General features: G+C 77.7%; 26 protein-coding genes. 11 read left to right on the top strand and 15 right to left on the bottom strand.

Annotation, left to right across the window (positions count from 1 at the left end; translation table 11 throughout):
• Positions 1 to 10 precede the first annotated feature (10 nt).
• Positions 11 to 958: a helix-turn-helix domain-containing protein gene (locus ACI78S_RS04815; RefSeq protein ID WP_456971080.1), complete on the top strand. Its 948-nt coding sequence runs from the start codon at positions 11 to 13 to the stop codon at positions 956 to 958.
• A gap of 4 nt (positions 959 to 962) precedes the next feature.
• Positions 963 to 1,721, top strand: a complete 759-nt coding sequence (locus ACI78S_RS04820) for an AraC-like ligand-binding domain-containing protein (protein WP_456971081.1) — start codon at positions 963 to 965, stop codon at positions 1,719 to 1,721.
• Between the two features lie 4 nt (positions 1,722 to 1,725).
• Here ACI78S_RS04820 and ACI78S_RS04825 read toward each other — a convergent pair whose 3' ends face one another.
• The gene (locus tag ACI78S_RS04825) at positions 1,726 to 2,214 is read right to left on the bottom strand and encodes a hypothetical protein (protein WP_456971082.1); all 489 of its coding nucleotides are present in this window, start codon (positions 2,212 to 2,214) and stop codon (positions 1,726 to 1,728) included.
• Positions 2,215 to 2,290: 76 nt separating this feature from the next.
• On the bottom strand, positions 2,291 to 2,932 hold the full coding sequence (locus tag ACI78S_RS04830; RefSeq protein WP_456971083.1) for a hypothetical protein: 642 nt from the start codon (positions 2,930 to 2,932) through the stop codon (positions 2,291 to 2,293).
• Positions 2,933 to 2,949: 17 nt separating this feature from the next.
• Between ACI78S_RS04830 and ACI78S_RS04835 the strand changes: the two genes are divergently transcribed.
• Both ACI78S_RS04835 and ACI78S_RS04840 read left to right on the top strand, forming a co-directional pair.
• Positions 2,950 to 3,243, top strand: coding sequence for a hypothetical protein (locus tag ACI78S_RS04835; RefSeq protein WP_456971084.1), 294 nt, complete (start codon positions 2,950 to 2,952; stop codon positions 3,241 to 3,243).
• Positions 3,230 to 4,531: a PP2C family protein-serine/threonine phosphatase gene (locus tag ACI78S_RS04840; protein ID WP_456971085.1), complete on the top strand. Its 1,302-nt coding sequence runs from the start codon at positions 3,230 to 3,232 to the stop codon at positions 4,529 to 4,531. The genes ACI78S_RS04835 and ACI78S_RS04840 overlap by 14 nt, the downstream gene beginning before the upstream one ends.
• Here ACI78S_RS04840 and ACI78S_RS04845 read toward each other — a convergent pair.
• Positions 4,528 to 5,967 carry an MFS transporter gene (locus ACI78S_RS04845; protein WP_456971086.1) on the bottom strand — a complete coding sequence of 480 codons (1,440 nt, stop codon included), beginning with the start codon at positions 5,965 to 5,967 and terminating at the stop codon, positions 4,528 to 4,530. The two genes, ACI78S_RS04840 and ACI78S_RS04845, sit on opposite strands and share 4 nt — an antisense overlap.
• Before the next feature lie 188 nt (positions 5,968 to 6,155).
• Positions 6,156 to 6,770 carry a TIGR03086 family metal-binding protein gene (locus tag ACI78S_RS04850; RefSeq protein WP_456971087.1) on the bottom strand — a complete coding sequence of 205 codons (615 nt, stop codon included), beginning with the start codon at positions 6,768 to 6,770 and terminating at the stop codon, positions 6,156 to 6,158.
• Positions 6,771 to 6,830: 60 nt separating this feature from the next.
• Here ACI78S_RS04850 and ACI78S_RS04855 point away from each other — a divergent pair, with 60 nt between their 5' ends.
• Positions 6,831 to 7,643: an AraC family transcriptional regulator gene (locus tag ACI78S_RS04855; protein WP_456971088.1), complete on the top strand. Its 813-nt coding sequence runs from the start codon at positions 6,831 to 6,833 to the stop codon at positions 7,641 to 7,643.
• 121 nt (positions 7,644 to 7,764) lie between these two features.
• Here ACI78S_RS04855 and ACI78S_RS04860 read toward each other — a convergent pair whose 3' ends face one another.
• Both ACI78S_RS04860 and ACI78S_RS04865 read right to left on the bottom strand, forming a co-directional pair.
• Positions 7,765 to 8,649, bottom strand: a complete 885-nt coding sequence (locus ACI78S_RS04860) for an SDR family NAD(P)-dependent oxidoreductase (RefSeq protein ID WP_456971089.1) — start codon at positions 8,647 to 8,649, stop codon at positions 7,765 to 7,767.
• A gap of 40 nt (positions 8,650 to 8,689) precedes the next feature.
• Positions 8,690 to 9,100: a hypothetical protein gene (locus ACI78S_RS04865; protein ID WP_456971090.1), complete on the bottom strand. Its 411-nt coding sequence runs from the start codon at positions 9,098 to 9,100 to the stop codon at positions 8,690 to 8,692.
• Between the two features lie 90 nt (positions 9,101 to 9,190).
• On the opposite strand from ACI78S_RS04865, the gene ACI78S_RS04870 reads away from it, so the two are divergent.
• Entirely contained in the window at positions 9,191 to 9,814 is a 624-nt protein-coding gene (locus ACI78S_RS04870; RefSeq protein ID WP_456971091.1) for a hypothetical protein, read from the top strand.
• Positions 9,815 to 9,844: 30 nt separating this feature from the next.
• A complete protein-coding gene (locus ACI78S_RS04875) occupies positions 9,845 to 10,120 on the top strand; it encodes a DUF2277 domain-containing protein (protein ID WP_456971092.1) in 276 nt (91 codons plus the stop codon).
• Here the strand turns inward: ACI78S_RS04875 and ACI78S_RS04880 are convergent.
• Positions 10,117 to 10,344: a hypothetical protein gene (locus ACI78S_RS04880; RefSeq protein ID WP_456971093.1), complete on the bottom strand. Its 228-nt coding sequence runs from the start codon at positions 10,342 to 10,344 to the stop codon at positions 10,117 to 10,119. The genes ACI78S_RS04875 and ACI78S_RS04880 overlap by 4 nt on opposite strands.
• A gap of 109 nt (positions 10,345 to 10,453) precedes the next feature.
• On the opposite strand from ACI78S_RS04880, the gene ACI78S_RS04885 reads away from it, so the two are divergent.
• Both ACI78S_RS04885 and ACI78S_RS04890 read left to right on the top strand, forming a co-directional pair.
• A complete protein-coding gene (locus ACI78S_RS04885; RefSeq protein ID WP_456971094.1) occupies positions 10,454 to 10,978 on the top strand; it encodes a DUF6328 family protein in 525 nt (174 codons plus the stop codon).
• Positions 10,979 to 11,008: 30 nt separating this feature from the next.
• Positions 11,009 to 12,448 (top strand): hypothetical protein, encoded by a 1,440-nt coding sequence (locus ACI78S_RS04890; protein WP_456971095.1) that lies wholly within the window; start codon positions 11,009 to 11,011, stop codon positions 12,446 to 12,448.
• Here ACI78S_RS04890 and ACI78S_RS04895 read toward each other — a convergent pair whose 3' ends face one another.
• From ACI78S_RS04895 to ACI78S_RS04920, 6 genes are all read right to left on the bottom strand, one after another.
• The gene (locus ACI78S_RS04895) at positions 12,449 to 13,123 is read right to left on the bottom strand and encodes a glycosyltransferase (RefSeq protein WP_456971096.1); all 675 of its coding nucleotides are present in this window, start codon (positions 13,121 to 13,123) and stop codon (positions 12,449 to 12,451) included. It abuts the gene before it with no gap.
• Complete coding sequence (locus tag ACI78S_RS04900) at positions 13,120 to 13,974, bottom strand: NAD-dependent epimerase/dehydratase family protein (RefSeq protein ID WP_456971097.1); 855 nt, start codon at positions 13,972 to 13,974, stop codon at positions 13,120 to 13,122. The genes ACI78S_RS04895 and ACI78S_RS04900 overlap by 4 nt, the downstream gene beginning before the upstream one ends.
• Positions 13,971 to 14,768, bottom strand: coding sequence for an aldolase/citrate lyase family protein (locus tag ACI78S_RS04905; RefSeq protein WP_456971098.1), 798 nt, complete (start codon positions 14,766 to 14,768; stop codon positions 13,971 to 13,973). The genes ACI78S_RS04900 and ACI78S_RS04905 overlap by 4 nt, the downstream gene beginning before the upstream one ends.
• Positions 14,769 to 14,787: 19 nt before the next feature.
• Positions 14,788 to 15,840 (bottom strand): ABC transporter ATP-binding protein, encoded by a 1,053-nt coding sequence (locus ACI78S_RS04910; protein ID WP_456971099.1) that lies wholly within the window; start codon positions 15,838 to 15,840, stop codon positions 14,788 to 14,790.
• A complete protein-coding gene (locus ACI78S_RS04915; RefSeq protein ID WP_456971100.1) occupies positions 15,837 to 17,339 on the bottom strand; it encodes an ABC transporter permease in 1,503 nt (500 codons plus the stop codon). The genes ACI78S_RS04910 and ACI78S_RS04915 overlap by 4 nt, the downstream gene beginning before the upstream one ends.
• A 92-nt stretch (positions 17,340 to 17,431) precedes the next feature.
• On the bottom strand, positions 17,432 to 18,454 hold the full coding sequence (locus tag ACI78S_RS04920) for an iron ABC transporter substrate-binding protein (RefSeq protein WP_456971101.1): 1,023 nt from the start codon (positions 18,452 to 18,454) through the stop codon (positions 17,432 to 17,434).
• Between the two features lie 105 nt (positions 18,455 to 18,559).
• Here ACI78S_RS04920 and ACI78S_RS04925 point away from each other — a divergent pair, with 105 nt between their 5' ends.
• Entirely contained in the window at positions 18,560 to 19,003 is a 444-nt protein-coding gene (locus tag ACI78S_RS04925) for a GNAT family N-acetyltransferase (RefSeq protein WP_456971102.1), read from the top strand.
• Between the two features lie 182 nt (positions 19,004 to 19,185).
• Complete coding sequence (locus tag ACI78S_RS04930) at positions 19,186 to 19,488, top strand: hypothetical protein (RefSeq protein ID WP_456971103.1); 303 nt, start codon at positions 19,186 to 19,188, stop codon at positions 19,486 to 19,488.
• 54 nt (positions 19,489 to 19,542) lie between these two features.
• Here the strand turns inward: ACI78S_RS04930 and ACI78S_RS04935 are convergent, their stop codons facing one another.
• A complete protein-coding gene (locus ACI78S_RS04935; protein WP_456971104.1) occupies positions 19,543 to 19,932 on the bottom strand; it encodes a VOC family protein in 390 nt (129 codons plus the stop codon).
• Positions 19,933 to 19,992: 60 nt separating this feature from the next.
• Positions 19,993 to 21,297, bottom strand: coding sequence for an RNA polymerase sigma factor (locus ACI78S_RS04940; protein ID WP_456971105.1), 1,305 nt, complete (start codon positions 21,295 to 21,297; stop codon positions 19,993 to 19,995).
• Between the last annotated feature and the right edge of the window lie 9 nt (positions 21,298 to 21,306).

Consider the following 21,306-nt stretch of genomic DNA (forward strand, 5'->3'; position numbering starts at 1 on the left):
AGGAGCGCCGATGGTCACGGTCCTGGACTCCCGCACGCTCGACGCCCCGGACCGCCGTCCGGCCGCCCTCGTGGCGCGGCTCCAGGAGGGGGTCGCCTCCCGGGTGCGGCCGGTCGACGACGCGGTGCCGCTCGACGTGCGGCTGGACGCCTGGGACGTGCACGGGCTGCCGGTCCTCGGCTCCGCGGTGGACGGCGAGCTGTGGATGGAGGGCCGCCGGCCGGGCGCCGACGTCGTCTCGCTCTACGTGCAGGACCGGGGGACCGGCCGGCACGAGCAGGGCGGGCTGCAGCGGTCGTTGGCGCCGGGCGAGCTGGCGGTGACCGACCTGACCGCGCCCTACGCGTTCTCCTGGGGCCGGCACGGCGGCCGCGGGCGGGCGCTGCAGGTCCCCGCAGCGCTGCTGGGCCTGCCGGCCGACGTCGTCCGGCGCGCGGCGCCGCGGGTGCGCCGCAGCCCGCTCTACGACCTGGTGCGCGGGCACCTGCGGCACGTGGCCGACGAGCGGCTCGCCCGCGACCCGGCGCTCGGCGCGCTCGCCGGCGTGACCGTGGAGCTCACCCGGGCGCTGCTGGCCTCGGCCGCCGGGCCGGAGCCGGCGACCCGGGCCGCGCTGGCCGGCACGCTGCTGCCGCGGGTGCGCGCCTACGTCCGCGCCCACCTGCGCGAGCCCGACCTCGACGCCGCGCGCGTCGCCGCGGCGCACAACGTCTCGGTCCGCCAGCTGTACCGCCTCTGCGCCGCCGAGGGGTTGCGGCTGGAGCCGTGGATCATCGAGCAGCGGCTGGCCGGGGCCCGCGCCGAGCTGGCCGACCCGGCGGCCCGGCACCGGTCGATCGCGATGGTCGCCCGCCGCTGGGGCTTCGCCGACCCGTCGCACTTCAGCCGCCGGTTCCGCGAGGCGTACGGCCTCAGCCCGCGGGACTGGCGGGCCGCCGTCCCCGCCGGGGTCGGGTGAGCCGGTGGCCGTGCTGCTGGACACCGCGCTGCTGCCCCGCGCCGAGCGCCGGGAGGCGCTCACCGAGGCGATGTACGCGATGACCCGGGCGACCCGGCTGGGCCTCGGCGGGGGGCCGGACGGGCCGAGCGGGCGGCTGGAGGTGTGGGGGTACGGGCCGCTGGGCTTCTTCCGCGCCGAGGGACGCGGCATGGCGATGGACCGGTCGGCCGCGGCCGCGGCGGCCGACGACGAGCCGTACCTGTCGCTGGCGGTGCACCTGAGCGGCTGCGGGCGCAGCACCCACCTGGGCCGCGACCGGCTGCTGCGGCCCGGCGACCTGGCCGCGATCGACCTGCGCGCGGCGTACGCCTTCGCCTGGGACGGCGAGGCCGCCAACCTGGCGCTCAACGTGCCGGTGGCCGTGCTCGGGCTGCGCCGGGACGTCGTGCAGGCCGGGAGCGCGCACCTGGAGAGCAGCCCGGTGCACGCGCTGGTGCGCGACCACCTGCGGGCGCTGGCCGCCGACGTCGACGGCGTCACGGCCGACCCGCAGGCGGCCGACGCCGCGTCGGCCACGCTGCGCCTGGTCCGGCTGCTGCTCACCACCGCCGCGCAGGCCGCGGGCCCGGCGCGCGACGCGCACGACGCCGCCCTGCCCGACCTGGCGCGGTTGTGGGCGGCGCGGGCCGCCGGGCCGGTGGACGCCCGCCGGGCCGCCCGCGCCCTGGGCACCGGCCCGCGCTACATCGCGCGCCGGTGCCCGGGCGTGGCCGGCCGGTGAGGGGTCAGCGGCCGCCGCGGTAGCGGACCAGCGCGCCCGCGCCCCGGGTGCGGGCGGCGGCCAGCGACAGCAGCGCCCCGCGGCGCACCTCCTCAGCGGTCAGCCCCGGCTCCAGGGCCGCGAGGCCCGCGCAGGCGGCCACCCCGGTGACGACCCCGCCGACGGCACCGACGAGCCGGCGCACCGCGACCTCGGCGCCGTCCGGGCCCCCCGCGACCAGGACGGCGAACTTGGCGGCGCCCTCGCGGGCCAGCCAGTCCTCCCCGCGCACGCCGCTGGCCAGCAGCGCGGTGACCGCGCGCATGGTGGCGGGCGCGGTGGGCCAGCCGTCGTCGCGGCGGAGCAGGCCGACGACGGCGAGGGTGGCGGGCGACCCGGCCCGGTCGGCGAGACGGCCGGCCAGCCGGCCGAGCAGGGCGGTGGGGCCGGGCAGCAGCGTGTCGTCGGCGAACGGCCCGCCGGGCAGCACGGCGGTGGTCGGGGAGGAGGACATGGCCTCCTGATCGGAGCCCCGCCGCGGCCGGCGCAGCCCGACCCGGCGGACCACCCCCATCGGGTGGCCCGCGGGCTCACCCGCCCGCCGGCACGTCGACGGCGATCTCGTCGCCCAGGGTGGCGCCCTGCAGCAGCCGCAGATCGTCGCCGGACCAGAACTTCCCGGGGTCGTACCAGTTGCGCGGCCGCTCGGCCGGCAGCAGGCCCATCGCGGTGTAGGTGGCGGCCACCAGCTCGGCGCAGTAGACGGCCTCGGTCGAGGTGCGCCGCCGCAGCCGGCCGCTGATCCAGCCCTTCGCCAGCCCGCGGGTCGTCGGGAACGGCCTGCCGTCGAGCCGGGCGACGGTGCGCAGGACGGCGTCCTCCATCTCGCGGGTCACCCCGCCGTCGTCGGCCGGGCCGACCAGCTGGCGCAGCCAGGCGCGCTGCCCGTACCGGCTCCGCCAGGTGACGACGGCGTCGCGCAGGTCGTGCAGCTGCACCCCCCGGTGGTGCCCTCCGGTCCAGGCGTCGGGCAGCGACCTGCCGAGCTCGGCGTGCCAGAGCAGCGGCGGCAGGTCCTCGAGCACGACGGCCATGCCGACGTGGTTGACCGGCGCGTTGGTGACCGCCTGGATGACCCGGTCGGCGGGCGAGCCGCCGCGGAAGATCCACACGTCGCCGGTGCGGGTCAGGTCGACGGCCTCGTCGAGCGGCAGGGCGCGGCGGGCGGGCACGGCGCTAACTTACGGAGGTGCGCCTGTGGAAGCTGCTCGGTCTGGCCGGCCTCGCCGGGGTCGCCGCGACCGGCGCCGTCCTGGCCCGCGGCGAGCGGCAGCGGCGGGCGTACACCCCCGACGACGTGCGCGCCCGGCTCCGGGAGCGGCACGCCGCGCTGGAGGCCGAGCCCGGACCCGCTCCCCCGACGACGGCCGAGCTCACCGCCGGGCGCACCCACCGGCTGGCCCGGCTGCTGCCGGCCCGGGGCCGGCGCCCGCGACCCCCGACGCGGGCGGGCGCGCAGCGGGAGCGCCGTGCCGGCGGGTGACGAGGAGGGCCGCAACGCCCCGGTCGGGTTCCACGACCGATCGGGCGGCCGGTCGGTCGAGGAGAGCCTGGGCGAGGCGCTGCTGGGCTCCCTGCTCGACCGCGCCCACCTCATCCCGCCCCGGCTGGTCGGCCCGATGGTGGCCCAGGAGGTGGTCGCCGCCGGCGGCGGGGACGTCGCGATCCACGTGCAGGACCACGACCAGGTCAGCCTCTCCCCGCTGGCGGGCCGGGGCCTGGGCGGGCGACGGGTGCCGATCGACGAGTCGCCGGAGGGGGAGGCGTTCCGCACCGACCAGCCGGTCGAGATCGAGCTCCCCGACGGCAGCTGGCGGCTGCACCTGCCCATGCTCGACGGCTCCGACCGCGTCGGCGTCCTCTCCCTGACCCTGCAGGCGGTCACCGACGGCGACCGGCGGCTGGCCCAGCGGCTCGCCGGCCTGGTGGCCGACCTGATCGTCACCAAGTCCGCGTACACGGACACCTTCGAGCGGGCCCGCACCGCCCGGCCGATGACGCTGTCGGCGCGGCTGCAGCGCGACACCCTGCCCCCGCTGGCGATGACCACGCCCGACGTCGACCTGGCGGGCATCCTCGAGCCCGCGTACGAGGTCGGCGGCGACAGCTTCGACTACGCGCTCGAGGAGCACGCGCTGCACGTCGCCGTCTTCGACGCGATGGGGCACGGGCTGGAGGCGGCGACCATGGCGACCGTCGTCATCGCCGCCTACCGGCACGGCCGCCAGGAGGGCGCCGACCTGCCGGAGCTGTACGCGCGGATGGACCGTGCGGTGGCCGCCACGTTCCCGGGCAGGTTCGCCACCGCCCAGATCGGCCGGCTGGACACCGGGAGCGGCGAGCTCCGCTGGGTCAACGCCGGCCACCCGGCCCCGCTGCTCGTGCGCGGGGGCCGGGTGGTCGGCGAGCTGACCGGTCCGGTCACCCGGCCGGTGGGCCTCGGCGGGGACCGGGAGCCGCGGGTGCGGTCGGCACGGCTGGAACCCGGCGACCGCGTGCTGTTCTTCACCGACGGCGTGGTGGAGGAGCGGGTCGGCGGTGAGCAGTTCGGCGAGGAGCGGCTGCGGGAGGTCATCGAGCGGACGACGACGGCGGGCCTCCCCGCCGCCGAGTCCGTCCGGCAGCTCTCCCACGCCCTCATGGCCGCCCGCCGGGGCCGCACCAGCGACGACGCGTCGCTCCTGCTGGTCGAGTGGAAGCGGCCACCCCGCGACGACGAGCTGGCGCCGGACGTCCCGGAGGCGAAACCCGAGGGGGTCCGCAGCCGCTAGGGCAGCGCGGCCTCGTGCTCGAGCGCGCCGACGGAGCCCCGCCCCGCGGCCGCCACCCGGCGGCGCTCGGCCTCGAGCGCGGGCCGGTCCGGGATCAGCACCGTCAGGTCCCGCACGTAGACACCGGTGCCGTGCCCGAAGCCGGACACCACCGGCTGCAGCCGCCCCACGGTGGCGACGGCCCGGTCGAGCAGCGCTCGCGGCCGCGGCAGCCGGACCCGCTCGCCCGAGACGGTGAGCACGAGGACGCCGGCCACGACCGCCAGCACCGCCACCGAGCCGACCGCCACCGGCAGCCCGGCGGACTCGGCGAGCAGCCCGATCACGGGCGGGCCGCCCAGCAGACCCGTGTAGCCGACCGTGGTGGACAGGGCGATGCCCCTCGCGCCGCCGAGCAGCCCGGCGCGGGCGATCGCCAGCGGGAAGACGTTGGCCAGGCCCAGCCCGACGAGCACGAAGCCGCTCAGCGCGACGGTCAGCGACGACGTCGTCACCGCGGCGAGGGCGCCGATCGCGGCCAGCAGCGTGCCGCCGACCAGCAGCCGCCGCTCCCCCACCGCCTGCAGCAGCCGGCCGCCGGCGAGCCGCCCCGCGGCCATGGCGAGCGAGAAGCCGGCGTACCCCGCGGCGGCCACCGTGGCCGGCGCGGCGAGCTGCTCGCGCAGCAGCAGGGCGCCCCAGTCGGTGAGCGCGCCCTCGCCGAAGGCGGTGCAGCCGGCGACGGCGCCGAGCACCACGAGGACGGCGGTCGGCCGCCGGCGCGGACGGTCGGGGTGGCCCGGCGCGTCCGGGGCCGCGGCGGACCGCCGGGCGCCGACGAGGGCCGGCAGCGCCCACGCGCTGACGAACAGGCCGGCGGCGGCGACCAGCGCCAGGTGCGCGGGGACGCCGAGCAGGGAGGAGACGGCGCCGCCGAGCAGCGCGCCGGCGAGGCCGCCGAGGCTGAAGCCGGCGTGCAGGCCGGACAGGAGCGGCCGGCCGACGCGGGCCTCCACCTCGACGCCCACGGAGTTGGCGGCGACGTTGACCATGCCGGTGGCCGCACCGAACACGAACAGCGCCGCGCACAGGCCCGGGACGGTGGCGACCAGGCCGGGCAGGACCGCGCCGGCGGAGACGGCGACCGCGGCGACGGCGGCCACCCGCCCCGCGCCGAACCGGGCGCACCACGCGCCGGTGACGCGCATGCAGACCAGCGCGCCGAGCGACAGGCAGAGCAGGGCGAGCCCCAGCGTGCGGTGGTCGGCGCCGACCCGAGCCGCCACGTCGGGCACGCGGGCGGCCCAGCTGCCGAAGACGGCGCCGTCGAGCACGAAGAGGGCGGTGACGGCGGCGCGCAGCCGCTGCGTCGAGGGCTGCGGGGCGCGGGCGGCGGTCGAGCGGACCAGGTCCGCGACCGGGACGCGGGCGCGCGTCAGCAAGGAGGGAGTCGTCATGGGGGTTCGTCTCTCGGGAGGGCGAGGGGCAGGGAAGAGCACACGACCTCGGGCACCCGTACCTCCACCGTGCCCCAGGACCGGCGCCGCTTCACGCGCATCCGGGGGAACTCCCCGTGAGTCGAACCACGCCCGTGCCACAGGAGCCGCCACCGGCCCCTCCGGTGGCGGCTCCCGTGGTGCCGATCTCAGGCCGGCGGTGCCCAGGCGGGGTCGCGGCCGGCGAGGCCGAGCGCCCGCGCGAACGCCGGGGCGTCGGCTGGGACCGGCACCTCGGCGCCGAACCAGCCACCGTCGCGCCCCATCGCCGCGATGCCCGCCACGGCGCTGAGCACGGACCGGCCGAGCCCCTCGGGCACCGGGTAGGGCGCGCCCACCGCGCGGGCGACGTCCCAGCCGTGCACCGCGAACTCGGCGAGCATCATCGGGCCGACGACGGCGGCGGGCATCGGCGACGTCCCCATCACCGTCTCCCCCTCCCAGGCGCCGGGCCCGGCCCAGGCGTCGGCGGCAGCGCGCAGCTCGCGCGCCACGGCGGGCGCCCACCCGTGGGGCGCCAGGCCGGCGAGGAACGGCGGCGGCTCGTCGCTGCTCCAGTCCCGCTCCAGCGGGGTCCGCTCGGCGGCGTTCCGCGACAGCAGGGCACCCCACGCCAGGTGCTCGACCAGGCTGCGGACGTCGTGGTCGGCGCACGGCGACGGCGCGGACCAGCGGTCGGCCGGGACGGCGGCGACGGCGGAGGCCGCGAGCTCGGCGGCGGTGCGGACCTGCAGGGCCTCGGTGTGCGCGGTCGTGTTCGTCATGCCCTCAGTCCACCCGCGGGGGTGGTCCCGGGTCTTGAAGATCCGCGACAGAATCGGCCGGTGCCCGCCGACGGACCGCCCGGTGACGACCGCGGCATCCTGCACCCGCGGACCGCGGAGACCCTGTTCGACGTCCGCCGGCATGCGCCCTCACCCCGGCTGGCCGCCTTCGCGTCCTACCTCTGGACGGTCGAGTGGGCGCTGCCGGCCGGCCGCGGCCACGTGCAGCGGATCCTGCCCAACCCGTCGGTGCACCTGTCGTTCGAGCCCGACCGCGCCCGGGTCACCGGCCCGCCGCGCCGCTCCGACAGCGGGTACGAGCTCAGCGGGCGCGGCCGTGTCGTGGGCGTGCGTTTCCGGCCCGGCGGGGCGCGGCCGTGGCTGACCGGGCCGGTGTCGGCGCTGACCGACACCGAGGTGCCGGTGCGCGCGCTGGTCGACCTCGACGCCGACGCCGTCCGCGCGGAGGTGGCGGCCGCGCCCGACGCCGCGGCGGCCGCGGCGCTGGTCGACGCCGTCCTCACCCCGCTGTGCCCGCCGCCGGACCCGGCCGTCGACCGCGCCGACGGGCTGGTCGCCCTGGTCGACGCCGAACCGGGCATCCGCCGGGTGGAGGACCTCGCCGCCCGGCTGGCCACCACGCCCCGCAGCCTGCAGCGGTTCTGCGCCGGGTGGATCGGCGTGGGGCCCAAGGAGCTGGTGCGCTGGGCGCGGCTGCACGAGGCCGCCGGTCGCGCCGCGGCCGGTCCGGTGGACTGGGCGGCGCTGGCCGCCGAGCTCGGCTACGCCGACCAGGCCCACCTGGTCCGCGACTTCACCCGCGTGGTCGGCGAGCCGCCGGCCCGCTACGCCCGCGCGCAGGCCTCCGGCTGACGTCCCCGCGGGAACGCCCCGGCGCCGAGGAGGCGATCCGTGCACGGTCGGTCGGCGTGCCCGACCGTGTCGCGTGCACGGAGGGCCGTCTCGGCCTGGGGCCGGCGCGGAGCTCCGCCCGTCAGATGCCGCGCCACGGCCCCTGGGTGGCGTTGGTCTCCGGGCGGGACTCGAAGACGTTGCCCTCGGTGGGACCGACCTCGTCCCGGGAGACGGCGAACGTCCGCAGCATCGGCCCGACCAGGGCGTCGTACACCGCGGGGAACAGCCGGAAGCCGGCGATGACCAGCGGGTTGAGCGGCCCGGCGTGCACCATCCGCCGCGGCCGGTCGAGCACGCGGGCGATCCGCCCCGCGATCCGCTCCGGCGAGTAGACCGGGATGGGCGGGCGGCCGGTGCGGCCCATGTAGGAGGCGCCCTGGTAGTAGATCGGCGTGCTGACGCCGCCGCAGGCGACCGCCGACACCTTGATCCCGGGCACGTCGCGGACCTCCTGCTGCAGCACCCGGACCAGGCCCATCTGCCCCCACTTGGCGGCGATGTAGCCGCCCATCAGCGGGGTGGCGACCGAGGCCAGCAGCGAGCTGACGACGACCAGGTGGCCCGCGCCCTGCCGGCGGAAGACCGGCAGCACCGCCCGGCCGAGGTTGGCGGTGCCGTGCAGCGCGGTGTCGACGACCCGGTCGAACACCGCGGCCGGCACGTCCTCGACGCGGCCGTAGGCCATGACCTGCGCGGAGTGCACGACCACGTCGAGCCGGCCGAACCGCTCCACGGTGGCGTCCACCACGGCATGCAGGGCGTCCTGGTCGGTGACGTCGGCCGGGCTGACGACCACCTCGGCGGCGCCGGCCGCCCGCGCCTCCTCCGCGGCCGCCTCGAGCGACTCCCGGCCCCGCGCGACGAGCACCAGCGCGTCCCCGCTCCCGGCGAAGCGGCGGGCGGTCGCGCGGCCGATCCCGCTCGAGGCGCCGGTGATCAGGACGGTGCGCGGTGCGGCGGGCATGCGGGGAACTCCGGTCTGCTCGGGAAGGGTTGTGCGCGACCTACCCGTCTCCGACCGATCCATGCCCCAGCCGGTCGAGCAGCCAGCCCGGGCCGGTCACCGGCGCCCCCGCGGGCAGCCGCGCGCGCAGGCCGCGGTCGGCGGTGACCACGAGCGGCGGCTCCCCCGCGCCGGCCAGCTCCGCGGCGCAGGCGGCCAGGGCGTCGTCCCCGCTGCCGGGCGCGCGGACGACCCGCACGCCCTCCGGCGCCGCGACGTCGCGGGCCCGCCCCTCCACCACCGCGACCACGCCGGTGCAGTCCAGGCGGGCGCCGTCCGGGCCGGGCAGCGCCGTGCCGGGCAGGGCGGCCAGCCGCGCCAGCAGCCGCGCGGTCGCGCCGGCGCGGTCGCGCCACCAGCCGTCGGGCCGGGAGCCGACGACGTTGGCCGCGTCCACGAGCACGACCGTCACGGCGTCCCCCGATCGGGCGACGCCGGACCCCGTTTCCGCCGTCCTGACCAGGGGAATCCACGGTCCGACCTGCGACGGAGGAGGCCGGCCATGGCGCGCCACGACACCGCACCGGACCGCGACGGGACCACCACGACCGAAGGCTCGCACGCCACGCGCGGCGCCGCCCGCGACGCGGTCGCCGCCCAGCGCGCCCGCTTCGGCGGCATCAAGTGGGGGGCGGCGTTCTTCGGCTGGCTGTCGGCCAACGGGCTCGCGGTCGTACTGATCGCGCTGCTCTCCGCCGCCGGCGTCGCCATCGGGCTCACCAGCGGCCTCGACACGGCCGACGAGGCCGCCGCGCAGGCCGGCACCCTGGGCCTGGCGGGTGGGATCGGCATCCTCGTCGTCCTGTTCCTCGCCTACCTCGCCGGCGGCTACGTCGCCGGGCGGATGGCCCGGTTCGACGGCGTCCGCCAGGGGCTGGCCGTGTGGCTGATCGGCCTGCTGGTCGTGCTGCTGCTCGCGCTGGCCGGCGTCGCGCTCGGCGCCGAGTACAACGTGCTCCAGCAGCTCAACCTGCCGCGCATCCCGGTCGACGAGGGCACCGCCACCACCGCCGGGATCGTCACGCTGGCCGCGATCCTCGTGGTCACGCTGCTCGGCGCGGTCCTCGGCGGCACGCTCGGCGACCGCTACCACCGCAGGATCGACCGCGCCGGTTTCGGGGTCTGAACGTCCCGCCCCGCTCGTAGGCTGCCGGGCATGTGCCGGAACATCCGACCGCTGGCCAACTTCGAGCCGCCGGTGACGTCCGACGAGATCCAGGCGGCGGCGCTGCAGTACGTCCGCAAGATCAGCGGGACGACGCGGCCGTCGCAGGCCAACGCCGAGGTGTTCGAGCGGGCCGTCGCCGAGGTGGCCGCCGCCTCGCAGCGGCTGCTCGACTCCCTGGTGACGACCGCGCCGCCGAAGGACCGCGAGGTGGAGGCGGCCAAGGCGCGCGCCCGGGCCGCCGCGCGGTACGGGACCCCCGCCTAGGTCCCGATGTCCCGCGGGTCCGGCGTCCGGAACGACACGTCGTCGCGCGGCAGGTCCGGCGGGTCGTCGGGTGGGTCGGCCCGTTCGTGGTGGGCGACGTCGGGCTCCTCGCCCTCGATCCCGAACCCCTCGGCCGGCTCGGGTCCCCCGGCACCCGGGTCGGCGGCCGGGATGCCGTCGTCCGGCATCCCCTTCTCGGGTTCGAGCGGGCTCGTCATCGACATGCCGCCGCGGTACCCGCGTGTGCGGCATCCTTCCGCGGACGAGGTGAACACCAGGTGAACGGGCGTCGTGATCCGAGGTGACACCGTCGGAGGAGAGCGAGGCGTCGGCATGGGCAGCAGCGTGCGCGAGAGGTCGCGGCCGGACCGCGGGGAGCCGGGCGAGAGCCGGCAGGAGCGCATCAACCGGGAGCTGATGGAGCTCCTCAACGAGCTCCGGGTCGCCCTGCCCGGGGTGCAGTTCCTGTTCGCCTTCCTGCTGGTCGTGCCCTTCCAGCAGCGCGTGGAGGAGATGACCGCGTTCCAGCGGGACGTCTACTTCGTGAGCCTGGTGTCCGCGGCCGTCGCGACCGGCCTGCTCATCGCGCCCACCGCCCAGCACCGCATCCTGTTCCGCAAGCACGACAAGGAGAACCTGCTCAAGCGGAGCAGCAAGTCGACCATCGCCGGCACGGCGGTGCTCGCGCTGGCCATCTGCTCGGCGGTGCTCCTCGTCGTCGACGTGCTGTTCAGCGCCACCCAGGCGTGGCTCACCGCCGGCGCCGTCGCCGTCCTGCTCGGGTGGTGGTGGTTCGCCACCCCGCTGTACCACCGGACCCGGGACCGCGCCGACGACCGGGACGGCGACGACGGCTGAGCGGCCGCAGGGTTGCCTAACCTCTAGCGCGTGACCTCGACGGCGCTCCGCGACGCCCCCGCGACCGCGGACCGCTCCGGTGGCCGGCGCTCCGCGCGGCTGCTCGAGCTCCTCCCCCCGGCGCTGGTCCTCGCCCTCGGCGGGCTGCTGCTCGCCCCCGGGCACGGGCTGTGGTTCGACGAGCTGTTCTCCGCGGAGGTGGCCCGGCTCCCGCTGGGCGACGTCCTCGCCGCGGTCGCCTCCGGCGAGGGGACGACGAGCTACCTGGCCGGCGTCCCGCCGTCCTACAACGCGCCCTACTACGTGCTCGCCCACGCCTGGCTCGCGCTGCCCGGCGTCGCCGGCGACACCTCCCTGCGCGTGCTGTCGCTGCTCGCCACGGCCGGTGGGCTGGCGCTGGTCACCCGCGCGGTCGGCCGGCTCGCGGGGCGGCCCACCGGGGTGCTCGCCGGCTGCGTGCTGGCCGTGAGCCCGCTGGTGCTCGAGCAGGCCGTCGAGGCCCGCAGCTACGGGCCGGCGGTGCTGGCCACCGGCGCCGCGGCCCTCGGCCTGGCGCGCTGGCTGGGCGGGGCCCCGCGCGGCCTGCTGCTGTTCGGCCTCGGCGGCGCCGGCGCGGGGCTGATGCACTGGTACGCGGTCACGGTCGTGGCCGCGTTCGTCGTCGCCGGGCTGCTGCTGCGCGGCCGGCGGGCGCTGCCGCTGCTCGCCGTGGGCGCCGCGGCCGCCCTGCCGCCCGCCGCGCTGATCGGGGTCAACCTGCTCAACGGCACCGGCGCCCGCAACGCCGAGCACCTGCACGACACCGGCGGGCGGCTGGCCGACCTCGCGTTCGCCGCCTGGACCGGGCACTCGTGGCCGCTGCTGTTCCTGACCGCCGGGCTGGCGGTCGTCGGCGGCCTGCGCGGCGCCGGCGTCCGGGTGGTCGGCACGGCGTGGGCGGTCGTGCCGCTGCTGCTGCTCACGCTGGCCGAGCTCCTGCGCCCGGTGTACCTGCCCCGGTACCTGCTCGCCGGCCTGCTCGGGCTCGGGGTCCTCGCCGCGGCCGGCGCCTGGGTCCTCCCCCGCGCCGCCCGGCTGCCGGTGGCCGCGCTGCTCGTCGGCTGCGCCCTGCTGGTGTCCTCCCCGCTGTTCGTCCGCGAGGCCCGCGAGCGGTCCGACGACGTCGTCCGGTACCTCGCCGGCGTGCAGCGCGCCGGCGAGCCGGTGGTCGCCGCCGACCAGCGCTCCGCGCTCGGGCTCGACCACTACGTGCGGCTGCTCGCGCCGCGGCTGCGCGCCGACGTCGTCCTGCCGCCCGACGACGCCCCGCCGGGCGAGGACCGGGTGTGGGTGGTGCGCCGGCTCATCGACGGCGAGCCCGAGCCAACCGACGACGACGCGATCCTGCGCGGCGCCGGGCTGCGCCTGGCCGACGAGCGCTCGTTCCCCGGGTCGAAGACCGACCTGGTCGTGCAGCTCTGGACCCGCTAGCTAACCCCGCCGCCGGGCCCGGGCGGCCCACAGCAGGGCCCGCGCCGACTGGCGCAGGCGCCGGCGGGCGGTCCACGCCGACCGGCCCTCGGCGCGGCGGTCCCGCGCGACCGGCACGCTGGCGACCGGGCGCCCGGCCAGGCCGACCGCGAGCACGACGCTGGGGGCCTGGGCGGCGACGACGGCGTCGCGCACGGCCCGGGTCATCGCGAGGAAGGCCCCCGCGTCCGGCGGCAGGCCGGTGAGCCGGGCGGCCAGCCGCCGGTGCAGCCCGCCGGTCGCGCGGCGCAGCGCCGACTCGTAGCGGCCCCGCCGTCCGGCGAAGACCGCCTCCACGTCGCCGCGGGCGAGCCGGTCGAGCAGCGCGGGCACCGCCTCGGGCGGGTCCTGCAGGTCGGCGTCCATGCACACCCAGACGTCGACGTCCTCCTCGGCGGCCAGGCCGGTGGTGAGCGCCGCGTGCTGGCCGACGTTGACGGTGAGGCCGGTGACCGCCACCCGCCGGTCGGTGGCGGCGAGCTCGTGCGCCACCCGCACGCTGTCGTCGGGCGAGGCGTCGATGACCAGGCGCAGGTGCCAGTCGTGGCCGTCGAGGGCCGCGGCCAGCCGCTCGCAGAGGGGCCGCAGCGTCGGGGCGTTGCGGTACACCGGGACGACCACCGCGACCCGGGTCACGACGCCGCGCGCCAGGTCCGGGCCAGCCCCTCGGCGAGGTCGACCGTGGGCGCCCAGCCGAGCAGCCGCCGCGCCGCGGCCGGGTCGCACACCCAGTCGGCGCTGTCCCACTCCCGCCCCGGGTGGGCCCCGGGCGCGGTCGCGATCCGCCGTCCGGTGACCCGCTCGGCGGTGGCCACCAGCTCCTCGGTGCTGGTCTGCACGCCGGTGCCGACGTTGAGCACGGCGCCCGGGGGCAGCCCGTCGGCGAGCGCGGCCCGGACGCACGCGTCGACGACGTCGCCCACCCACACCCAGTCGCGACGGCTGACCCGTGCCGGCAGCGGGACGACCGCGCCGGTGCGGGCGGCGGCCAGCACCACCGGCACCAGCCGGGCGGGGTGGTCCTGCGGGCCGTAGACCTGGAACGCGCGCAGCACCGCGGCGCGCACGCCCCGCTCGGCGGCGGCCGCCTGCAGCAGCAGCGAGCCGGCCGCCTTGGTGGCGCCGAAGAAGCCGCGGGGCCGCAGCGGCGCGGCCTCGTCGAGCGGCTCCGGCCCGGCGGCGTACTCGGTCGAGGAGCCCAGCCGGACGACCGCCCGGCACCGGTCGGGCAGCGCGTCGACCAGCCAGGGGCTGGTGTTCACCGCGACGGTGGCGGCGCGCTCACCCGCCGTAGTCCTGGCCCGGGCGGCGGCGAGGGAGAACACGACGTCGGGATCGGCGGCGCGCACCGCGGCGGCCCCGGCCACCGGGTCGGCGAGGTCGGCGTCGGCGCGGGTGAGACCGACGACGTCCCAGCCGTCGGCCCTCAGACGCGCGACCAGGTGCCGGCCGACGAACCCGCCGGCGCCGGTGACCAGAGCCCTCACGCCGGCGCGGCCAGGGGTTCGGCGACGTCGCGGCCGGACACGGCCGCCACGAACCGGGCGCGGCGCTCCGCCACCTCCTCCGACCCGGCCGCCCGCAGGTCGGCCAGGAAGCCCAGCAGGCGCGGCACCTCGACGAACGGGTCGCGCCCCACCATGTCGGCGGTGAACGACCGGCGCAGGAAGGTGAAGTCGACGTCGAGGCGGACCAGCTCGGCCGCGAGCAGCGCGCCGGGGACCGGGGAGCCGCCGCCGGGCAGGGTCAGGCCGGCCACGCCGAAGGGCACGTCGACCAGCGCGCGCACCTGCTCCACCGTGCCGTCGACGAGCGGCGCGAACAGCGAGGTGGACCGGCGGTCGATGCGCAGGTCGTTGAGCCCGACGTAGACCCGCGACAGCGGCCGCCGGACCAGCTCGGCGGCCCGGTCGACGGCGTCCTGGGTCTCGACGAGGATGCCGAGCCCGCACCGGCCGGCGACCATCTCCAGCGTGCGGTCGACCTCGTCGGTCGTGCGCACCATCGGCAGCAGGATCTCGTCGGCGCCGCGGGCGAGGGCGACCTCCACCTCCCCGGCCGTCCACCCGCCGAAGCCGTTGATCCGGCAGAGGATCCGGCCGTCGACGGCGGCGCGCACGCGGCTGAGGTCGGCGGGGGTGTCGGAGTTGATCTGGGTGCCCTCGCCGGCCTGCCGGCGGGCCTTGCCGCGGCGTTCCCAGTCGACCACGAGCCCCGCCGCGCCGGCGGCCAGCACGTCGCGACCTCGTTCCGCGTCGACGGTGAAGAGGAAGAGATCCACGCGGTGAGCTTAGGCACACCTAACCGCTGCGGACAGCCCGATCGGCGGGGAACGCCAGGGCGGCGCCGCGCACCGAGATCGAGACCTGCTGGCCCGCGACCGGCAGGTGCATCCCCTCCAGCCGCGCGCACACCGACTGCCCGGACGGCAGGTCCAGCCACACCCGGGCGTCGTGGCCGAAGAAGTCGACGCTGCGCACCCGCGCGGCGGGCAGCGCCGGGTCGGGCTCCCCGAGCCGCAGCTGCTCGGGGCGCAGCAGCACCCGCGCGGGCCCCGCCGCGGGCGCGCCCTCGACCGGCAGCGACCCGAGGACCGACCGCGCCCGCCCGTCGCCGACCTCGGCGTCGAGCACGACCGCCTCCCCGACGAAGGTGGCGACGTCGAGGTCCCGCGGGCTGCGGTAGAGCGTCCGCGGGTCGGTGAGCTGCACCAGCCGGCCTCCGCGCAGGACGGCGACCTGGTCGGCCGTGGACAGCGCCTCCGCCTGGTCGTGGGTGACCAGCACGGCGGTGGCGCGCGCCTCCCGCAGCGCGGCCGCGACGGCCTGCCGGGTCTCCTCCCGCAGCGAGGCGTCGAGGGAGGAGAACGGCTCGTCGAGCAGCACGAGCGACGGCCGCGGGGCGAGCGCCCGGGCGAGCGCGACCCGCTGCTGCTGGCCGCCGGAGAGCTGGTGGGGGGACCGCGCGGCCAGCTCGGGGTCGAGGCCGACCAGGGTCAGCAGCTCGCGCACCCGGCCGGTGTCGCGGCGGGCGCGGCGCGGCAGGCCGAAGGCGACGTTGCCGGCCACCGACAGGTGCGGGAACAGCCCGCCCTCCTGGGGCACGAAGCCGATGCCCCGGCGGCGGGCGGGCACGCTGCGCCCGGCGCCGGCCACCACGGTGCCGCCCAGGGTGATCGTGCCGGAGTCCGGGTCGTCGAAGCCGGCGACCAGCCGCAGCAGCGTCGTCTTCCCGCAGCCCGACGGCCCCAGCAGCGCGGTGAAGCTGCCGGTCGGCACGTCGAGGTCGACGCCGGTGAGCACCGGGGTGGCGCCGAAGGACTTGGTCACGCCCCGGACGGTCAGGGAGCTCATGTGGTCAGACCTCGTCGGGCATCGCGGGACAGCAGGACGGTGGCCGGCGCGGAGAGCAGCACCATGACCAGGGCGTACGGCGCGGCGGCCCCGTACTCGAGGGCGCTGCTGGCCGACCAGAACGCGGTGGCCAGCGTCGTCGTGCCGGTGGGGGCCAGCAGCAGGGTGGCGGTGAGCTCGGTGACCACGGCCAGGAAGACCAGCGCGGCGCCGGCCCCGATGCCCGGCGCCAGCAGCGGCAGGGTCACCCGGCGCAGCCGGTCCAGCGGCGCCGCGCCCAGCGAGGCGGCGACGTCGTCGTAGAGGGGCGGGGACTGCTCGACCGCGGCGCGCACCGTCACCACCGCGCGCGGGAGGAAGAGGATCGCGTAGGCGGCGAGCAGCACCGGCACCGTCTGGTACAGCCACGGCGTCGCCCGGATGCTGAGCGTCACCAGCGCCAGCGCGATCACGATCGCCGGGACGGCGCTGCCGAGGTAGGTGCTGCGCTCGAGCAGCGTGCTGACCCGCCCGCGCACCCGCACCGCGAGCCGGGCGACGGGCACCGCCAGCGCCGTCGTCACCACCGCCGCGGCCGCGGCCAGCGCCAGCGTGCTGCCGGTCGTGGCGAGCAGCCGGGCCGTGTCGAGGGTCGCCGAGGTTCCGCGGACCAGCCAGAGCACCAGGACGCCCAACGGCACGGCGAGGGCCAGGCCGACCAGCGCGCCGAGCCCGGCGAGCGCCGGGGCGGTGAGCGCCCGCAGCGGCACCGGCCGGCCGGGGCGTGCCGCGCCCCGGCCGGTGCGGGCGAAGCCGTGCCGGCCGCGCAGCCGCAGCTCGGCCAGCAGCAGGCCGAGGCAGAGCAGCACCAGCACGCCGGCGAGCATCGTGGCGCCGGGGCCGTTGAACGTGGCGCGGTACTGGTCGTAGATCGCCGTCGTGAAGGTCGGGTAGCGCAGCATCGCGAACGCGCCGAACTCGGCGAGCAGGTGCAGCGCGACCAGCAGGCTGCCCCCGAGCACGGCGACCCGCAGCTGCGGCAGCTGCACGCGGCGGAACACCGCCCAGTTCGACAGGCCCAGCCCGCGGGCGGTCTCCTCCAGCGCCGGGTCGAGCCCGCGGAAGGCGGCCACGGCGGGCAGGTAGACGAACGGGAAGTACGACAGCGTCACCACGAGCAGGGCGCCGCCGTAGGTGTCCAGCCCGGGCAGCAGCGAGATCCAGGCGTAGCCGTTGACGAAGGCCGGCACCGCCAGGGGCGCGACGAGCAGTACGTGCCAGACCCGCCGGCCGGGCACCGAGGAGCGCTCGGTCAGCCAGGCCGCGCCCACGCCCAGGACGGCGCAGCAGGCCACCGTGCCCGCGACCAGCCGGGTGGTGTTCCACAGCAGCTCGGCCACGCGCGGCCGGAGCACCAGCTCGCGCACGCCCGCCCACCCCACGTCGGCGGTGTAGTAGGCGATGTAGCCCAGCGGCAGCAGAGCCAGCACCGCCACCGCGGCGGCCAGCAGCAGCGTCACCGGGTGCCGGCTCAGCCGCGCGGGGCCCCGGGCAGGACGAACCCGGCCCCGGGGCGGGGCCCCGGAGCCGGTCGTCGTCGCGGGCGCCGCCGTCAGAGCAGCCCCACCTCCTGCATGAGCTCGGTGACCGTGGGCGCGTCGAGCGAGCCGGGGTCGAGCTCGGGGGCCCGCAGGTCGGCCAGCGGCGGCAGCACCTCGGCGGAGGCGACGTCGACCCCCACGGCGTACTCGAGGGCGTCGCTGTCGGCCAGCCGCTCCTGCGCGGCCGGGCTGGTGAGGTACTCCACCAGCTGCTGCGCCTGCTCGGGCTGGTCGGAGGAGGCGAGCACGCCGGCACCGGACACGCTGACGAAGGCGCCCGGGTCCTGGTTGCGGAAGTAGTGCAGGACGACGTCGTCGCCGACGAGGCCGTTCTCGGCCTGGTCGCGGTACCAGTAGTAGTGGTACATCACGCCGACGTCGACCTCGGCCTCGTCCACGGCCTTCATGACCGCGGTGTTGCTGGCGTAGACCTCCGCGTTGCGCTCCAGGCCCTCCAGCCAGGCCCGCGTCGCCTCCTCGCCGCGCAGGGCGAGGACCGCGCTGACGATCGCCTGGAAGTCGGCGCCGCCGGCGGCGATCCCGACCCGGCCCTCCCACTCCGGGTTCGCCAGGTCGAGGATCGAGGCCGGGACCTCGTCCTCCGCGACCGCGGCCGGCTGGTACCCGAGCACCGTCGCGCGGGCGGCGAAGCCGGTCCAGGTGCCCGACGCCGGCCGGTACTGCGGCCCGACCTGGTCCAGCGTCGCCCGGTCGAGCGGGGCGAGCAGGCCGGCCTCGTCGACGACGCGGATCGAGGGGCTGTTCTCCGTGAGGAAGACGTCGGCCGGGGACGCCTCCCCCTCCTGGACGATCTGGTTGGCCAGCTCGGAGTCGTTGCCGTCGCGGAACTCCAGCTCGATGCCGGTCTCGGCGGTGAAGTCCTCGAGCATGGCCCGCACGAGGCTCTCGTGCTGGGCGCTGTAGACGGTCAGCGTCTCGGCGTCGGCCCCCTCTGCGGAGCCGCAGGCGGCGAGCGCGGACAGCGTGGCGAGGACGGTGGCGGGGGCGACGACGACCCGGCGGAGCCTGTGCACGAGCAGATCCTCCCAGCGGATAGGCGAGGCACACCTAACCAGACGCACGGCCCGCAGCGGGGGGACGGTGACGTCGTCGTCGAGCGGCTGCGCTACAACGGCTGGGTGACCGAGCTCCCCGAGCCGCGCATGCGGCAGGCCCGCTTCCCCGAGCTCACCGGGCGGGAGGTGTACGACCTGTGCCGCCTGCGGGTCGACGTCTTCGTCGTGGAGCAGGAGTGCCCCTACCCGGAGCTCGACGGCCGGGACACCGAACCCGACACCGTCCACCTCTGGTTCGAGACCGGCGGCGGGCCGGTGGCGGCGATCCGCGTGCTGCGCGAGGCCGAGGGGTGGGCGATCGGCCGGGTGGTGACCGCCGCCGGGTGGCGCGGCCACGGGCTGGCCGCCCGGTTGATCGAGACCGGGATCGAGCTGTGCGGCGGCGCCCCCATCGCGCTGGGCGCCCAGGCCCACCTGGAGGGGTGGTACGAGCGGTTCGGCTTCCGGCGCAACGGACCGGGCTACGTGGAGGACGGCATCCCGCACGTCCCGATGCGCCGGGGCTGAGGAACCAGGGGGGCCGGGGGCCCGGCGCACCCCCGTGAGCGCCGGGACACCCGGCGTGACCCGGGACGAGACTATCGGTGACGAACAGGTTCCGCTTTGTAGGCATCTACGAAGTCGCGGCGCCTCACTCGGCGGCTGGGCACAGAAGTTGCCCGCAACGCACGGTTTCGTACCGTCAAGGGGTGACACGCGAGGAGCTGCACGCCGCCGCCGACCGCCTGGCCGAGGCGGCCCGGCGGGCCACCCCGGGGGACTGGCGGCTCGGTGGCCTGCTGGCCAGCCGACCGGAGGTCGTGGCCCACGGTCCGGACGGCGCCACCGAGCACGTGGCGGAGGCGCGGGCCCGCAGCGCGGCCTGGATCGCGGGCCTGTCCCCCGCCGTCGCCGGGCCGCTGGCCGCCTGGTTGCGCTCCGCGGCGGACCGGGACCCGGACGACGAGGCGGCGCTGCGCGTCGCGCGGGTGCTGCTGGCGCGCCTGGGGTGACCGTTCAGCGCCGCGGCCGCGGAGCCGGTGGACGGCGGGCTGCGCGGGCGCCCGTCACCAGGCGACGCCGGGCTCGTAGGTGCCGAAGCTCCACTCGCCGCCCTCGGGGTCCAGCACGCGGGCCCGGCGGGTGTGGAACGGGGTCTGCTCCGGCGGGAACACGGAGCGGCCGCCGGCGGCCACGGCGCGGTCGTGGCAGCCGTCGACGTCGTCCACCCGCAGGTAGAGACCGTCGCCGGTCGAGCTGCCCACCAGCGGCGGCCGGGAGTAGCCGGCTTCGTCGCTGGAGACCATGAGGACGACGTCGCCGAGACGCACCTCGGAGTGCACGACCCGTCCCGACTCGTCGTCCTGGCGGCGGACCGTCTCGAAACCGAGGGCGGCCAGCCACTCCAGGGCGGCGGGGGCGTCGCGGTAGCTGCGGTAGGCGAAGAGCCGCGCCATGCGCGCAGGCTAGAGGCGCACGACCGGATGGCGGAAGATCCTTCCGGCTGGCTCGGCGGGTCAGCCCGTCGGCGGCCCCGGGGCGCGCAGCTCACCCGGCACGGCGCCGGCCTGCCCCGCGCAGGCGGCCGCGCGGTCGAGCAGCAGCGTGCGCTCGCGCTCGTTGCGGGTCAGCGACGCCGCCTGCGCGAACTCCGCGCGGGCCTCGGCCAGCCGGCCCAGCCGCTCCAGCAGGTCGCCGCGGACGCTGGGGAGCAGGTGGTAGCCGCGCAGCGCCGGCAACCCGCGCAGCGCGTCGACCAGCTCCAGGCCGGCGGCCGGGCCGTAGGCGCGGGAGACGGCGACCGCCCGGTTGAGCTCGACCACCGGGGACGGCGCCAGCTCGGCCAGCGCCTCGTAGAGGGCCGCGATCCGCGCCCAGTCGGTCTCCTCGACCGTGCGGGCGCGGGCGTGGCAGGCCGCGATGGCCGCCTGCAGCGCGTACGGGCCCAGCGCGCGGCCGGTCGACTCCGCGCGCTCGAGGGCGGCCAGGCCCCGGCCGATGAGCACCCGGTCCCACCGGCTGCGGTCCTGGTCGGCGAGGAGCACCGGGGCGCCGTCCCGGCCGACCCGGGCGCCGAGCCGGGAGGCCTGGATCTCCATCAGCGCGACCAGGCCGTGCACCTCCGGCTCCTCCGGCGTCAGCGCGGCCAGGATCCGGCCCAGCCGCATCGCCTCCTGGCACAGCGTCGGGCGGATCCAGTCCTGCCCCGCGGTCGCCGCGTAGCCCTCGTTGAAGACGAGGTAGAGCACCTCGAGCACCGAGGAGAGCCGGGCGGTGAAGTCGGGCCCGATCGGCACCTCGAAGGGCACCTTCGCCGCGCTCAGCGTGCGCTTGGCCCGGACGATCCGCTGCGCCAGCGTCGACTCCGGCACGAGGAAGGCGCGGGCGATCTCGTCGGTGGTCAGGCCGCCGACCAGCCGCAGGGTGAGCGCCACCCGCGCCTCGCGGCCGAGCACGGGGTGGCAGGAGATGAACACCAGGCGCAGGACGTCGTCCTCGACCACCTCGTCGAGCGCCGCCGCCCAGTCGGGCTCGTCGGCCTCCTCCAGCTCCCGGCCCAGCTCGGCGGTCTTGCGCCGCAGGGTCTCGTTGCGGCGGAAGGTGTCGACGGCCCGGTGCTTGGCCGTCGCCATCAGCCACGCGCCCGGCCGGTCGGGGACGCCGGACGACGGCCACTGCTCCAGCGCGGCCACCAGCGCGTCCTGCGCCAGCTCCTCGGCCAGGCCGACGTCGCCGGTGACGCGGGTGAGGGCGCCGACGAGCCGGGCCGACTCCATGCGCCAGACGGCGTCGACGACGCGGTGGACGTCCACCGTCGTCATCGACGCCGC

This window comes from Geodermatophilus sp. SYSU D00815, assembly GCF_054050035.1.

Coding starts and splice junctions, on each gene's coding strand:
- ACI78S_RS04875 (WP_456971092.1), top strand. CDS start 9,845: ATGTGCCGGAACATCCGACCGCTGGCCAACTTCGAGCCGCCGGTGACG.
- ACI78S_RS04850 (WP_456971087.1), bottom strand. CDS start 6,770: ATGACGAACACGACCGCGCACACCGAGGCCCTGCAGGTCCGCACCGCC.
- ACI78S_RS04910 (WP_456971099.1), bottom strand. CDS start 15,840: ATGAGCTCCCTGACCGTCCGGGGCGTGACCAAGTCCTTCGGCGCCACC.
- ACI78S_RS04870 (WP_456971091.1), top strand. CDS start 9,191: ATGGCGCGCCACGACACCGCACCGGACCGCGACGGGACCACCACGACC.
- ACI78S_RS04860 (WP_456971089.1), bottom strand. CDS start 8,649: ATGCCCGCCGCACCGCGCACCGTCCTGATCACCGGCGCCTCGAGCGGG.
- ACI78S_RS04880 (WP_456971093.1), bottom strand. CDS start 10,344: ATGTCGATGACGAGCCCGCTCGAACCCGAGAAGGGGATGCCGGACGAC.
- ACI78S_RS04885 (WP_456971094.1), top strand. CDS start 10,454: ATGGGCAGCAGCGTGCGCGAGAGGTCGCGGCCGGACCGCGGGGAGCCG.
- ACI78S_RS04935 (WP_456971104.1), bottom strand. CDS start 19,932: ATGGCGCGGCTCTTCGCCTACCGCAGCTACCGCGACGCCCCCGCCGCC.
- ACI78S_RS04845 (WP_456971086.1), bottom strand. CDS start 5,967: ATGACGACTCCCTCCTTGCTGACGCGCGCCCGCGTCCCGGTCGCGGAC.
- ACI78S_RS04940 (WP_456971105.1), bottom strand. CDS start 21,297: ATGACGACGGTGGACGTCCACCGCGTCGTCGACGCCGTCTGGCGCATG.
- ACI78S_RS04815 (WP_456971080.1), top strand. CDS start 11: ATGGTCACGGTCCTGGACTCCCGCACGCTCGACGCCCCGGACCGCCGT.
- ACI78S_RS04825 (WP_456971082.1), bottom strand. CDS start 2,214: ATGTCCTCCTCCCCGACCACCGCCGTGCTGCCCGGCGGGCCGTTCGCC.